The organism is Azohydromonas caseinilytica (assembly GCF_012927045.1).
GTDB classification, from domain to species: Bacteria; Pseudomonadota; Gammaproteobacteria; order Burkholderiales; family Burkholderiaceae_C; genus Azohydromonas; species Azohydromonas caseinilytica.
The window spans coordinates 21953-34881 of sequence record NZ_JABBFW010000043.1 but is presented as its reverse complement, the minus strand read 5'-3'; the positions used below and the strand labels follow the sequence as shown (position 1 = coordinate 34881).

Annotated in this window: 12 protein-coding genes; 3 read left to right on the top strand and 9 right to left on the bottom strand. The window is 70.1% G+C overall.

All coding sequences use genetic code 11. The features are described 5' to 3' along the window. Positions 1 to 122: 122 nt before the first annotated feature. Entirely contained in the window at positions 123 to 680 is a 558-nt protein-coding gene (locus HHL10_RS28330) for a DedA family protein (protein WP_235971847.1), read from the bottom strand. Positions 681 to 808: 128 nt separating this feature from the next. Here HHL10_RS28330 and HHL10_RS28325 point away from each other — a divergent pair, with 128 nt between their 5' ends. Continuing rightward, positions 809 to 1228, top strand: coding sequence for a hypothetical protein (locus tag HHL10_RS28325; protein WP_169163787.1), 420 nt, complete (start codon positions 809 to 811; stop codon positions 1226 to 1228). An 81-nt stretch (positions 1229 to 1309) separates the two neighbouring features. Here the strand turns inward: HHL10_RS28325 and HHL10_RS28320 are convergent, their stop codons facing one another. The 6 genes from HHL10_RS28320 to HHL10_RS28295 form a co-directional block, all read right to left on the bottom strand. Beyond that, on the bottom strand, positions 1310 to 2512 hold the full coding sequence (locus tag HHL10_RS28320) for an acetyl-CoA C-acyltransferase (RefSeq protein WP_169163786.1): 1203 nt from the start codon (positions 2510 to 2512) through the stop codon (positions 1310 to 1312). A 20-nt stretch (positions 2513 to 2532) separates the two neighbouring features. Then, positions 2533 to 4923 carry a 3-hydroxyacyl-CoA dehydrogenase/enoyl-CoA hydratase family protein gene (locus HHL10_RS28315; RefSeq protein ID WP_169163785.1) on the bottom strand — a complete coding sequence of 797 codons (2391 nt, stop codon included), beginning with the start codon at positions 4921 to 4923 and terminating at the stop codon, positions 2533 to 2535. A 150-nt stretch (positions 4924 to 5073) separates the two neighbouring features. Beyond that, entirely contained in the window at positions 5074 to 5508 is a 435-nt protein-coding gene (locus HHL10_RS28310; protein WP_169163784.1) for a DUF2147 domain-containing protein, read from the bottom strand. Positions 5509 to 5522: 14 nt separating this feature from the next. Continuing rightward, entirely contained in the window at positions 5523 to 7310 is a 1788-nt protein-coding gene (locus HHL10_RS28305) for an acyl-CoA dehydrogenase C-terminal domain-containing protein (protein ID WP_169163783.1), read from the bottom strand. Positions 7311 to 7343: 33 nt separating this feature from the next. After that, a complete protein-coding gene (locus tag HHL10_RS28300) occupies positions 7344 to 8009 on the bottom strand; it encodes a TetR/AcrR family transcriptional regulator (protein WP_169163782.1) in 666 nt (221 codons plus the stop codon). Between the two features lie 83 nt (positions 8010 to 8092). Then, a complete protein-coding gene (locus tag HHL10_RS28295) occupies positions 8093 to 9454 on the bottom strand; it encodes an OmpP1/FadL family transporter (protein WP_205833262.1) in 1362 nt (453 codons plus the stop codon). A 257-nt stretch (positions 9455 to 9711) separates the two neighbouring features. Between HHL10_RS28295 and HHL10_RS28290 the strand changes: the two genes are divergently transcribed. Beyond that, a complete protein-coding gene (locus HHL10_RS28290) occupies positions 9712 to 10632 on the top strand; it encodes a cation diffusion facilitator family transporter (RefSeq protein ID WP_169163780.1) in 921 nt (306 codons plus the stop codon). A gap of 19 nt (positions 10633 to 10651) precedes the next feature. Here the strand turns inward: HHL10_RS28290 and HHL10_RS28285 are convergent, their stop codons facing one another. Both HHL10_RS28285 and HHL10_RS28280 read right to left on the bottom strand, forming a co-directional pair. Then, a complete protein-coding gene (locus tag HHL10_RS28285) occupies positions 10652 to 11350 on the bottom strand; it encodes a phosphatase PAP2 family protein (RefSeq protein WP_169163779.1) in 699 nt (232 codons plus the stop codon). A 139-nt stretch (positions 11351 to 11489) separates the two neighbouring features. Continuing rightward, positions 11490 to 12011: a PEP-CTERM sorting domain-containing protein gene (locus tag HHL10_RS28280; protein ID WP_169163778.1), complete on the bottom strand. Its 522-nt coding sequence runs from the start codon at positions 12009 to 12011 to the stop codon at positions 11490 to 11492. Between the two features lie 200 nt (positions 12012 to 12211). Here HHL10_RS28280 and HHL10_RS28275 point away from each other — a divergent pair, with 200 nt between their 5' ends. Continuing rightward, positions 12212 to 12892, top strand: coding sequence for a hypothetical protein (locus tag HHL10_RS28275; protein ID WP_169163777.1), 681 nt, complete (start codon positions 12212 to 12214; stop codon positions 12890 to 12892). The last annotated feature ends 37 nt before the right edge of the window (positions 12893 to 12929 follow it).

Sequence of the window (12929 nt, the reverse complement as noted above, 5' to 3'; positions counted from 1 at the left end):
TGCCGGGCATGGCGGCCCCGGCGAGCGCCTTGCAGCCGTCCACGGCCCACCCGTGCACCGTCACGGCTGGCCGCGTCAGTACCGCTCAACATGCTCGGTGCAGGCAAATCGTTCACAGCTTCTCAGCGCAGCCGGCGCCGATGCCGCCGCCACAGCCACAGCAGCAGCCCCGTGCCCAGCACCACGCCTACCGCCACCATCTGGTAGCGCTGCAGCTCGCCCAGCAGCGCCTGCGCCGTGGCGCCGAAGACCCAGCCCAGGCCGCCCACCAGCACCGCCCAGATCGCGGCGCCGATGCCGTTGTAGAGCGTGAAGCGCCAAGCCGGCAGGGGCGAGGCACCGATGAAGATCGGCCCGGCGATGCGCAGCCCGTAGGCGAAGCGCAGCCCGATGATCAGCGGCGCGTGCCAGCGGTCCAGCAGCCGGTGTACGCGCTCGGCCTTGGCCGCCAGCGACGGGTGGCGCGCCAGCAGCCACGGACCGCGCCAGCGACCGAGCCAGAAGTAGATCTGGTCGCCCACCATGGCCATCACGGTGGCCACGGCCAGCACGCCGGCCGGCTCCAGCAGGCCCTTGTGCGCGGCGAAGCCGGCCAGCACCAGCACCGTCTCGCCTTCGACCAGGCAGCCCAGCGCCAGCATCCAGTAGCCGTGGGTTTCGACGAGGGCGCTCAGGTTCATCGTCACGGTATGAGATGCAGCCGTCAGGCCGAGACTCGGGCAAGTTCAGCACCCGAACCGGCGTGCCCCGCCAGCGTCCTTCCGGCACACCATCGTGCTCCCCCGTACCCTGACCAAGGAGGCAGCTCATGCCGGAAAAATCGGAAAAGCCGCAGAAAAGCGATTGGATCGCCTTTCACAGCGCCATGTGGCCTTATTCCCCTTTACTGGAGCTCAAGGTTGCGCCCGAATGGCTCAACCAGTCCATCAATCCCAACTGGAATTTCGGCACCGTGATCTACAACCAGGACAATTCAGCAAATCCGAAAGCGGAGCAGGCCATACTCGCCCAATACAGTTACGGGCGCCAGCTGGGCCGCATCCAGGATGTGATCGAGCTATTGCTGGAACTGCAGAAGGCCAGCATAAGCGACGAAAACAAGGCCGTTCAGCAATTCAGTGCCATGCTGAAAGATATTCACAGAGAAAAGACAAAAGCAAGGAACGACAGAATCAAGGAGCTGCAAGACGAGCTCGAAAAACTGCAGAAAGGCGATGACCCGGAATAAGGCCCAGCCGGGCCTGAATGACGGGATGGCGGGGTGCCGGCAGCCCCGCGCGCACGCGAATCGCCGGCACCCGCAACGGCCTCACACCTTCTCGAAAATCCCCGCCGCCCCCTGCCCGGTGCCCACGCACATGGTGAGCATGCCGTAGCGCCCGCCGCGGCGGCGCAGGCCGTGGACGACGGTGGCGGCGCGCAGCGCGCCCGTCGCGCCCAGCGGGTGGCCCAGCGCGATGGCGCCGCCCAGCGGGTTGAGCTTGGCGCGGTCGATGCCCACGCTGTCCACCACCGCCAGCGCCTGCGCCGCGAAGGCCTCGTTCAGCTCGATCCAGTCCAGGTCCGAGAGCTGGATGCCGGCGCGCTTGAGCGCCGCCGGGATCGCGTCGATGGGGCCGATGCCCATGATCTCCGGCGGCACGCCCTTGACGGCGAAGCTCACGAAGCGCGCCAGAGGCTGCAGGTTGAAACGCTTCACCGCCGCCTCGCTGGCCACGATCAGCGCGCCGGCGCCGTCACTGGTCTGCGAGCTGTTGCCCGCCGTCACGCTGCCCTTGGCGGCGAACACGGGTTTCAACTTGGCCAGCGCCTCCAGGGTGGTTTCGGGGCGCGGGCCCTCGTCGGTATCGACCAGGCGGGTGGTCTTGATCACCTCGCCGCTGTCCAGGACCGGGCGGCGCTCGATGACTTCCACCGGCGTGATCTCGTCCCTGAACTCGCCCTTCTGGATCGCCGCCACCGCCTTCTGGTGCGAGGCCAGCGCGAATTCGTCCTGCTTCTCGCGGCTCACCTTCCACTGCGCCGCCACCTTCTCGGCCGTCAGGCCCATGCCGTAGGCGATGCCCACGTTCTCGTCGCGCGTGAACATCTCGGGGTTGAAGGAGGGTTTGTTGCCGCCCATGGGCACCAGGCTCATCGATTCCACGCCGCCGGCGATCAGCACATCGGCCTCGCCGACGCGGATGCGGTCCGCCGCCATGGCCAGCGCCGTGAGGCCCGAGGCGCAGAAGCGGTTGACGGTGGCGCCGCCCACCGAGGACGGCAACCCGGACAGCAGCACCCCCATGCGCGCCACGTTCATGCCCTGCTCGCCTTCCGGGAAGGAGCAGCCGACGATGGCGTCCTCGATCGCGGCCGGGTCCAGCGAAGGCACCTGCTGCAGGGCGCCGCGGAGAGCGGTCACCAGCAGGTCGTCGGGCCGGGTGTTGCGGAACACACCGCGCCCGGACTTGCCGATGGGCGTGCGCGTGGCCGCGACGATGTAGGCGTCCTGTACTTGCACCGTGCTCATGTCTTGTCCTCGGTCGGGGTTCAGTTGCGCACGGGCTTGCCGGTCTGCAGCATGCCCATGATGCGTTCCTGGGTCTTGGGATGGCCCAGCAGCGCGCAGAAGTGCTTGCGCTCCAGCGCCATGAGGTAGTCCTCGCTCACCAGCGTGCCGGCATCCACGTCGCCGCCGCACAGCACGTCGGCGATCAGGCTGGCGATGCGGTAGTCGTGCGCGCTGATGAAGCCGCCGTCGCGCATGCCCACCAGCTGCGCCTGGATGGTGGCGATACCGGAGCGCCCGGCCACCGGGAAGCTGCGCTTGAGCGGCGGGCGGTAGCCGGAAGCGGCCAGGGCCCTGGCCTCGTTGAGCGCGACGTACAGCAGCTCGTCCTTGTGCGGCACGATCACGTCGCTGTCCAGCAGGTAGCCCAGCTTGCGCGACTCCAGCGCGCTGGTGCCCACGGCGGCCATCGCCGCGGCGGTGAAGCCGTCCTTGAGGAAGGGCAGCAGGTCGGTGTTGGGTGCCGCCGCACCTTTCTCGGCGGCACGGCGCGCGATGTAGGTCAGGCCGCCCGCGCCGGGGATCAGGCCCACGCCCACTTCCACCAGGCCGACGTAGCTCTCCATCGCCGCCACGCGCCTCGCGCAATGCACGGCCAGCTCGCAGCCGCCGCCCAGCGCGATGCCGCGCAGCGCCGCCACCACCGGCACCCCGGCGTAGCGCACGCGCAGCATCAGCTGCTGCAGCTTCTGCTCCTCGGGAGCGATGCCGGCCGGGCCCTTGGCCATGAACACCGGCATCAGCGCTTCGAGGTTGGCGCCGGCGGAGAACATCTCGTCGGGCGACCAGATCACCAGGCCCTGGTACTGCGCCTCCGCCAGCTCCACCGCCTTGAGCAGCCCTTCGGTGACGGTGGGGCTGATGAGGTGCAGCTTGGAGGTGATGCTGGCGATCAGCACTTCGCCGTCCAGCGTCCACACCCGCAGCTCCGGGTTCTTGAACAGCTCGGTGCCGGCCTGCAGCGCGTCGGCACCCAGGCCGGCCACGCTCTCGGGGAAGAGCTGGCGCCCGTACACCGGCAATTCACGCTTGGGCACGAAGCGGCCCTGCGCCGCACTCCACGAGCCTTCGGGCGTGTGCACGCCGCCACGCTCGGCCACCGGCCCTTCGAACACCCAGGCCGGCAGCGGCGCGCCGCTCAGGGCCTTGCCGGCCTCGATGTCGTCCTTCACCCACTGCGCCACCTGCGTCCAGCCCGCGGACTGCCACAGCTCGAAGGGCCCTTGCGTCATGCCAAAGCCCCAGCGCAGGGCCAGGTCCACCTCGCGCGCGGATTCCGCGATGTCGGCCAGGTGCACCGCCGCGTAGTGGAAACCGTCACGCAGGATGGCCCACAGGAACTGCGCCTGCGGGTTGCTGGACTCGCGCAGCAGCTTCAGCCGCTCCGGCGCCGGCTTCTTGAGAATGCGGCCGATGATCTCGTCGGCCTTGGCGCCGCTGGGCACGTAGTCGCGCTTTTGCGGATCGAGCCGCAGGATGTCCCTGCCCACCTTGCGGTAGAAGCCCGCGCCGGCCTTCTGGCCCAGCGCGCCCTGCCCGATCAGCGCGGCCAGCACCGGCGGCGTGGCGAAATGCGCCTTGAACGGGTCGTCGGGCAGCTGCTCCTGCATGGTGCGCACCACGTGCGCCAGCGTGTCCAGGCCCACCACGTCGGCGGTGCGGAAGGTGCCGGAGCTGGCGCGGCCCAGCTTCTTGCCGGTGAGGTCGTCCACCACGTCGTAGGAGAGCTTGAAGCGCTCGGCCTCGACCATGGTGGCCAGCATGTTCATCACGCCCACGCGGTTGGCGACGAAGTTGGGCGTGTCCTTGGCGCGCACCACGCCCTTGCCCAGGCCGGTGGTGACGAAGGTCTCCAGCTGGTCGAGGATCTCCGGCGCGGTCTGCGGCGCCGGGATCAGCTCCACGAGCTGCATGTAGCGCGGCGGGTTGAAGAAGTGGATGCCGCAGAAGCGCGGGCGCAGCTGCTCCGGCAGCGCCTGGGACAGTTGCGTGATCGACAGCCCCGAGGTGTTGGAGGCCACGATGGCATGCGGCGCCACATGCGGCGCGATCTGCGCATAGAGCTGCTGCTTCCAGTCCATGCGCTCGGCGATGGCCTCGATGATCAGGTCGCACTCGGCCAGCAGCGCCAGGTCCTGCTCGTAGTTGGCCTGGCGGATCAATGCGGCCTCCTCGGCCAGCCCCAGCGGCGCGGGCTTCAGCTTCTTCAGGTTCTCCACCGCCTTGGCGACGATGGCGTTCTTCGGCCCTTCCTTGGCCGGCAGGTCGAACAGCACCACCGGCACGCGCACGTTGATGAAGTGGGCCGCGATCTGCGCGCCCATCACGCCGGCGCCGAGCACGGCGGCCTTGCGGACCTGGAATCGACTCATGGTCGGATCTCCTTTGAGAGAGGTTCGTATGTTTGCCGTTCGCCTTGAGCCTGTCGAAGGGCCTGCAGGCTTGCCGGGCAGCAGGGGCTTCGACAAGCCTGTCCTGAGCTCGGTCGAAGGGCTCAGCCCGAACGGGAACTCGTCATGGCGCTACTCGACGCGCTGCCAGGTCTGGCTGCGGCCCAGCGCCGGCAGCCCGATGTAGCCCCGCACCACCAGCCGGCTGCCGTCCGCCTCGGGCCGCAGCCGCACCTTGTAGACCTTGCCGTTGTTCGGGTCGAGGATGTCGCCGCCGCCCCACTGGCCCGGCTCTTCCTGGCGCACGTTGCGCAGGATGGTCATGCCCTGCACCGGCTGGTCCTTGCGCTCGTCGCTGCAGGCGCTGCAGCGGCGCTCGGCCTGTGCCGGGTCGAGCAGCTGCTCCACCCGGCCCGTGAGCACGCCGCCGGACTCGGTGATGCGCACCAGCGACTTGGCCTGGCCGGTGGCGTCGTCGATGGTGCGCCACAGGCCCACGGGCGTGCCCTGGGCCCAGGCTGCCGAAGCGCAGGCCAGCAGCGCCGCGGTGACGAAGGCCTTGCGCATGTGGCGGCGCGGATTCAGAACAGCGCCTCGTCCATCGCCATCAGCGGCTGCGCGCCGCTGCGCGCGCGGCGGATGAGCATGGCCGTCTCGGGCAGCAGCTTGGCGAAGTAGAAGCGGATGGTGGCGAGCTTGGCGCGGTAGAAGGCGTCCTGCTCCTGCTTGTCCAGCGCGATGCGCGCCTGCTTCGCGAACAGGTAGGCGAACACCAGGTGCCCGCACACGCGCAGGTAGTCCACCGCCGCGGCGCCGACCTCGTCACGGTTCTGGAAGGCCTTGAAGCCCAGTTCGGTCGTGAGCTTGGTGACCTTGTCGCCCAGGTCGGCCAGCGGGTTGACGAACTCTTGCATGGCCTCGTTGACGCCCTCCTCCTCGACGAACTCGCGCACCTTGGCGCCGAAGAGCTTGAGCCGGGCGCCGTTGTCGCCGAGCACCTTGCGGCCCAGCAGGTCCAGCGCCTGGATGGTGTTGGTGCCCTCGTAGATCATGTTGATGCGCGCATCGCGCACGAACTGCTCCATGCCCCACTCGGCGATGTAGCCGTGGCCGCCGAACACGCCCAGGCATTCGGAGGTAGCAATCCAGCCGTTGTCGGTCAGGAAGGCCTTCACGATGGGCGTGAGCAGCGCCAGCAGCTCGGCAGCCTCATTGCGCTCGTCCTCGTCTTCCGAGGCATGGGCCTGGTCCAGCAGCAGCGCGCTGTACATGGCCAGGGCGCGGCCGCCTTCGGCATAGGCACGCGCGGTCAGCAGCATGCGGCGCACGTCGGGGTGCACGATGATCGGGTCGGCCGGCTTGTCCGGCGCCTTCGGGCCGGAGAGCGCGCGCATCTGCAGCCGGTCCTTGGCGTAGGCCACGGCGTTCTGGTAGGCCACCTCGGTCAGACCCAGCGACTGCATGCCCACGCCCAGCCGCGCCGCGTTCATCATCACGAACATGGCCTGCAGGCCCTGGTTGGGCTCGCCCACCAGCGTGGCGTGGGCGCCTTCGAGCACGATCTGGCAGGTGGCGTTGCCGTGGATGCCCATCTTGTGCTCCAGGGCCGAGCAGAAGATGCCGTTGCGCGCCCCCAGCGAGCTGTCGGCCTGGGGCAGGAACTTCGGCACCACGAACAGCGAGATGCCCTTGCTGCCCGGCGGCGCATCGGGCAGCCGCGCCAGCACCAGGTGCACGATGTTCTCGGCCAGGTCGTGCTCGCCGGCAGAAATGAAGATCTTCTGCCCGGTGAGCCGGTAGCTGCCGTCAGGCTGGGGCTCGGCCTTGGTGCGCAGCAGGCCCAGGTCGGTGCCGCAGTGCGGCTCGGTCAGGCACATGGTGCCGCTCCACTCGCCGCTGGTGAGCTTGGGCAGGTACAGCGCCTTCTGCTCCTCGGTGCCGTGCGCGTGCAGGCACTCGTAGGCGCCGTGCGAGAGGCCGGGGTACATGGTCCAGGCCTGGCTGGCGCTGTTGAGCATCTCGTACAGGCACTGGTTGAGCACGATGGGCAGGCCCTGGCCGCCATGCTCGGGGTCACAGGACAGCGCGCCCCAGCCGCCCTCGACGAATTGCTGGTACGCCGCCTTGAAGCCGCTGGGCGTGCGCACCTCGTGCGTCTCCTTGTCGAGCTTGCAACCTTCGCGGTCGCCCACGGGGTTGAGCGGCGCCACCACCTGCGCGGCGAACTTGCCCGCCTCCTCCAGCACGGCGTTGATGGTGTCCACGTCCACGTCGGCGTGTCGGGGCATGGCCTGGAAGACATCGGCGACCTGCAGCATCTCGTGCAGCACGAACTGCATGTCGCGCAGCGGGGGCGTGTACTGGGGCATGTGTGTCTCCTTGAGGCCTCGAGAAGGATTCGTTCAGCCGCGCGCGGCGGGCGCGGCAGTGGCATCGGACGGGGCGGCCCAGCGCTCGACGATGCGGTTGAAGCCGGCGCGCGCGCGCTGCGGCGCATCGTCGCGGCGCAGCAGCCGCGCGTCGTGGTGCACGGCCAGGATCAGGCCGTGGATTTCGAAGCGCAGCTGCGCGGGGTCGGTGTCGGCACGCAGGTGGCCCTCGCTCACCGCCAAGGTGATGGCGCGCTCCAGCGCCGCGTGCCAGCTGTCCACCATGTCCACCAGCGCGTCGCGCACCGCGCCGGGGCGATCGTCGAACTCAACCGCGCCGCTGATGTAGATGCAGCCCGCCGCCAGCTCCGCCGTGACGCGCTCCAGCCAGTTCTCGAACAGCGCCCGCAGCCGCGGCAGCCCGCGCGGCTGGCGCAATGCCGGCTCGAACACCTCGGCCGAGAAGCGGCGGTGGTACTCGCGGATGACGGCGATCTGCAGCTCCTCGCGCGAGCCGAAATGGGCGAACACGCCCGACTTGCTCATGCGCGCGTGCTCGGCCAGCAGCCCGATGGACAGGCCCTCCAACCCCGCGTGCAGCGCCTGCGTCAACGCCACGTCCAGGATCGCCGCACGCGTGGCCCGGCCCTTGGTGGGCCGAGCGTCAAGCGCGTCGGAGGTCCGGGAAGTGGGTGTCATGCAGGCATCACCTAGAAACGAACGTTCGTTCTATTCTAGGCAACACCCGACCCGGAACAAGCCCGGGTTTTCCTCAACCGACGTCAGAAGGCGTGCGAGTACTGCACGCCGAACACCCAGAGCTTGCTGTCGTAGGTGCCGGTGACGCGGCCGCGGCCCGCGGCAACCTGGTTGTTGTTGATGTCGGCGTCCTTGATCAGGATGCGTGTCAGGCCGAAATCGACACGCCCATCCGCGCTGGGGCGCCACTGTGCCCCCACTGCCAGCCAAGTGCGGTTGGCATCGGGCAGCGACACCAGTGTCGTTTCGGGGCCGCGCACGGGCGTGCGGTCGAAAGCCAAACCGCCTTTGAGAGTCCAGGCGCTGTTGAGGTTGTAGTTGGCGCCCACGGCAACGCGCCAGGAGTTGCGGAAGCGCGCTTCAAGCGTCTGTGCCGTCCCGCCCGCCAGATCTTCGGAACGCCCTGGGCGCGGCGTGGCAACGGAGGTGGTGCGCATGATGAGCACGTCCTGGATGCTGTTCCAACGCGTCCACGACACATCCCCAAGTACCTCCCATTGCGGATTTACCCGTTGCACTGCGGAGAGGATCAGCGTTTCCGGTAGCTTGATTCGCGCATACGCGTCGCTGTCGCCGATGCCCTCCACGGCCGGACCAAAAGGCGCCGGGGCGCTGGTGCGCAGGTTGCCGGCAACGGAATGCTTGATGGCGGAACGGTAGGACACACCCAAGCGCGTGTCGGGGCTCGGTTTGAACAGCACGCCAACATTCCAGCCCCAGGACCAGTCGTCGGCCTTGAAGCGCACCGTCGAAGTGCTCAGCGGCAGCGGCGCCGCCGGTCGGCCCAGTGCGCTGATGTTGCGCACATAGTCCGCGTCCAGTTTTTGGTAGCTGACGCCTGCGCCCACTGACAGCGTGTCGTTGACCTTGAAGGCCAGCGACGGGTTGATGTTGATGGTCTTGACCTCGAAGCTCAGTGCCTGCGCGGCACCGACCCATTGGTCGTCGTACTCGGTCTTGAGTCCAAAGGGCGCGCTGATGCCGATGCCGGCCCAGAGCTGCGGGCTCAGTCTCCAGCTCAGGTAGGCGTTGGGCACGAGCGCGGTGGAGCCGGCATCGCCGCCGTTGCCGCGCAGCGTCGAGCTGGGCCCCGTGAGCGAGCCGCGGTCGGTGAACTCGGCACTCAGGTCCACCAGCGAGCCGCCCAGCGAGATCTCGCGGTCGCGCAGCTCGGTCATGCCGGCAGGGTTGAAGAAGATGGTGCTGGCGTTGTCGGCCACGGCCGCGGAGCCGGCGTAGGCGTTGCCGATGCCGCTGGCGTTCTGCTCCAGCAGCTGGAAGCCCCCGGCCTGGGCCAGCGAGCAAGCCAGCAGGCCGAGCAGGGCCGCCGGCAGGCTACGAAGCTGGGTGCGCGGGGAACGGGTTGACGGTGCGATGCGAGTCAAGGCATGTCTCCTGCAGAACGTGAAGTAGCGCCCGGGCGCGGGGCCGCCGCGTGCGGCAGCGCCGGCGCGTGGAGACAGGATGATCGGCACGGCCCCACGTTGCCGTCCGTAACAACGCCAGCTTGTGGCGCCCGGACAACGCCGTCCTTGCGCCAGGGCTCGCGCCCGGGTCGCCCGGGGTGCGGTGCGGCCGGGGGAACGGGCCTTGCCGATGGCCCCCATCCCGGGCGCGGCCCGGGCCAGCAAAGGACAAGCGCATGGCCGAAAGCCGGGCAGCCATCTACGGCGCCATCGCCGCCAACGTGGCGATCGCCACCACCAAGTTCATCGTGGCCGGCATCACCGGCAGCTCGGCCATGCTGTCCGAGGGCATTCACTCGGCCGTCGATACCGGCAACGGCGTGCTGCTGCTGGTGGGCACCAAGCTGAGCGAGCGCCCGCCCAGCGCCGAGCATCCCTTCGGCCATGGCAAGGAGCTGTACTTCTGGAGCCTGATCGTGGCGGTGCTGATCTTCGGCATCGGCGGCGGGGTGTCGTTCTACGAGGGCATCGTGCACATCCGCCACCCCGAGCCGATGACGGAGGTGGGCTGGAACCTGATCGTGCTGGGCGCGGCGGTGCTGTTCGAGGGCATCAGCTTCCTCATCGCGCTGCGCCAGTTCCGGCGCGAGAACACCGGGCGTCCGTTCTGGCAGGCGCTGCGTACCAGCAAGGACCCGACCACCTACACGGTGATGGCCGAGGACGCGGCGGCGCTGCTGGGGCTGGTGGTGGCCTTCGCCGGCATCGGCGCGAGCCAGGTCCTGCACGAGCCGGTATGGGACGGCGCGGCCTCCCTGGTCATCGGGCTGATCCTGGCCGGCGTGGCGGTGCTGCTGGTGCGCGAGGCGCGCGGACTGCTCATCGGCGAGGGCATCCGCGCCAGCACCGCGCGCGACATCCGCGCACTGGCGCTGGCGCAACCGGGCGTGCGCACGGCCGGCCGGCCGCTGTCCATGTACATCGGCCGCGACGAGGCGCTGCTGACGCTGGAGCTGGGCTTCGCGCCGGGGCTGCCGGTGGAGGCGGTGGCCGCCAGCATCGAGGCCCTGGCCCGCGAGGTGCGGGCGCGCTATCCGACGCTCAAGCGCATCAGCATCCAGCCCGCGGTGGCCGCGGGCCCGGACGGCGGCGCCTGAAGGGGTGCCGCCCGGGGCCTCACTGCTCCCCTGATCCCGTCCCGGGCCGGGGCTGCAGCCATTGCGCGATGCCCCACCAAGCCAGCGCCCAGGCCGCGCCGATGGCCCAGCCGGCCAGCACGTCGCTGGGCCAGTGCACGCCCAGGTAGACGCGGCTGATGCCCACCAGCAGGGTCAGCAGCACCGCGACCGTCATCACGTGCAGCCGCAACCGTCGCCGCTTCAACAGCCGCGCCACCAGCGCCGCCAGCGTGAGGTACACCAGCGCGGACAGCATGGCATGGCCGCTGGGGAAGCTGGACGTGAGCACGTAAGCGCCATGCGGCACCAGGTCCGGGCGCGGGCGGGCGAAGAAGCCCTTGAGCAGGTCGGACAGCAGCGCGCCGCTGAGGCAGGCCGCCAGCACCCAGGCCGCCGTGCGCCGCAGCCCGGCCAGCAGCAGGAAGCTCGACACGGCCAGCAGCAGCAGGCCCAGCACGCCATGGCCGCCGAGCGCGGTGAGGTCGCGCATGAACTCCTCGAACCAGCGCGGCCCCAGCGGGTCGGAGGGATCGGCCGGGTTGCGCAGCATCAGCAGGATGGCGCGGTCCACCGCGTGGGTTTCGCCTTCGCCGACCTCCTCGCTCAGCGCGATGAACAGCCACAGCGCCGCCGCCGCCGCCAGCAGCGCCCCGAGCACGCGTGGCTCGGGACGCCTGCGCCACCAGGAATCACCCATCCCATCCTCCAGACAATGCGCTGCCGCGCAGGGTAGCCCAGGCCCGCCAGGCCGCGCCCGGCGGCAAGGGACACCCTGGAGGCAGCGGACATGCCTGACACCCGGAGGGCCGCGCGCCGGCGTTGCGGCCGGGTGCGCATCAGCCCGCAGGCCTCATGCCTCGGCGCGTCCGCCAACCCACCAGCACCAGCCCCGCCGCCATCAGCACGAGGCTCTGCGGCTCGGGCACCGCCCGAACCAGGAAGGACTCCGAGGCCCGGTTGTTGCAGCCATCGACGTAGCCCGGGATGCAGAACGCCGAGCGCCAGACGGCGCCGATCTGCAGGTCGCCCAGGTCGCAGTGGTCGTAGCTGGGGCTGAACCAGGGCGAGCCGCAGCGCGGGGCGCCGTCGGACAGCGTGAAGGCCTGCACCAGGTCGAGCAGGTCGTTGAAGCTGGCGTGCCAGTCCCGCTGCGTCGGGATACGGAAGGCGTGATGCCGCAATGGCACGTCACACGAGGGCTCCAGGGTCGCGCAGGGCGCAGCCCAGACCCACTGCAGCTTGTCGCGCTCGATCAGCACGTCGCCAGGGGGCTCCTGGCCCAGGTGGCTGCGGGCCGGCGCGGGTGCGGCCGCGCCCAGCAACGCGGTGGCGGCCAGCAGGGAAAGCATGAGACGCATGGCAGCTCCTTCCAGTGACAAGGAACGGATGCGCCGGCCCGCCGGGCCGGCGCCCTGCCATGGTCAACGGCGCCGACGGCGGCGCTGCTGCGCCGGTGTTACTTCCAGCGCCAACGGCAACAGGGGCATGGCTGGACAGCCGCACCCGGCCGGTCTATCCCTGCCGCAGGCGGAGCAGTCCGCGGGGGCAAGGAGTCGCGATGGAGCTCAGGAACGGGATCGGGGCACTGGCGCTGGTGCTGGTGTCGGGCGGCGGCGGCTGGCTGTTGCATGACTGGACCGAGCTGCCGCAGCCCGAGGCCACCGCAGCGGCGGCGGCGCAGGCGACGCCGGCCGCACCATCGGCCACGCCGGGCGGCTCGCTGCTGGCTTTTCCGCAGACCGTCGGCACCGAGGGCGACCTGGTGGAGCTGCATGCCGACGGCAGCGCCAGCCTGCGCGTGCAGCATCGGCCGCCGGCCTGGGTGCTGGCCGAGCTGTGCCGCCAGGGCGCGCAAGGGCTGCCGGGCTGCGGCACCGCAGCGCCGCAGGCCTCGGCCGCGCCCGCAGCCGGCGCGGACACTCTTGCGGCGCCGCGCGCCCTCTCGTCCGAACAGGCGCTGGTGCAGGCCCGCACGCAGGGGCGCCCGCTGCCCGACGCCACGCTGCAGTCGCTGATGCAGTCCGACCCCTCCGAGAACGTGCGCATGGAGGCCTTCGAGGATTACGTCGAGGCCCATTCCGGCACCGAGGAGGAGATGCGCGCCGCGCTGCAGGAGGTGATGCGTATCCCCAATCCGGCGCTGCAGGCGCGCGCCCGCGCGCAGCTGGAGGAAATGGACGACGCCGCGCGCCTGGACGCCGAGACGGCCCAGCAGCAGCAGCCGGCCGGGCCGTATTGAGCCGCCCGGCGTACCGCCGCGGCGGGCGCATCGAGGC

Excerpts from the sequence above, each read along its gene's own strand:
- HHL10_RS28305 (WP_169163783.1), bottom strand. The coding sequence starts at position 7,310 with ATGCCCCAGTACACGCCCCCGCTGCGCGACATGCAGTTCGTGCTGCAC.
- HHL10_RS28315 (WP_169163785.1), bottom strand. The coding sequence starts at position 4,923 with ATGAGTCGATTCCAGGTCCGCAAGGCCGCCGTGCTCGGCGCCGGCGTG.
- HHL10_RS28310 (WP_169163784.1), bottom strand. The coding sequence starts at position 5,508 with ATGCGCAAGGCCTTCGTCACCGCGGCGCTGCTGGCCTGCGCTTCGGCA.
- HHL10_RS28285 (WP_169163779.1), bottom strand. The coding sequence starts at position 11,350 with ATGGGTGATTCCTGGTGGCGCAGGCGTCCCGAGCCACGCGTGCTCGGG.
- HHL10_RS28275 (WP_169163777.1), top strand. The coding sequence starts at position 12,212 with ATGGAGCTCAGGAACGGGATCGGGGCACTGGCGCTGGTGCTGGTGTCG.
- HHL10_RS28325 (WP_169163787.1), top strand. The coding sequence starts at position 809 with ATGCCGGAAAAATCGGAAAAGCCGCAGAAAAGCGATTGGATCGCCTTT.
- HHL10_RS28280 (WP_169163778.1), bottom strand. The coding sequence starts at position 12,011 with ATGCGTCTCATGCTTTCCCTGCTGGCCGCCACCGCGTTGCTGGGCGCG.
- HHL10_RS28290 (WP_169163780.1), top strand. The coding sequence starts at position 9,712 with ATGGCCGAAAGCCGGGCAGCCATCTACGGCGCCATCGCCGCCAACGTG.
- HHL10_RS28320 (WP_169163786.1), bottom strand. The coding sequence starts at position 2,512 with ATGAGCACGGTGCAAGTACAGGACGCCTACATCGTCGCGGCCACGCGC.
- HHL10_RS28300 (WP_169163782.1), bottom strand. The coding sequence starts at position 8,009 with ATGACACCCACTTCCCGGACCTCCGACGCGCTTGACGCTCGGCCCACC.
- HHL10_RS28330 (WP_235971847.1), bottom strand. The coding sequence starts at position 680 with ATGAACCTGAGCGCCCTCGTCGAAACCCACGGCTACTGGATGCTGGCG.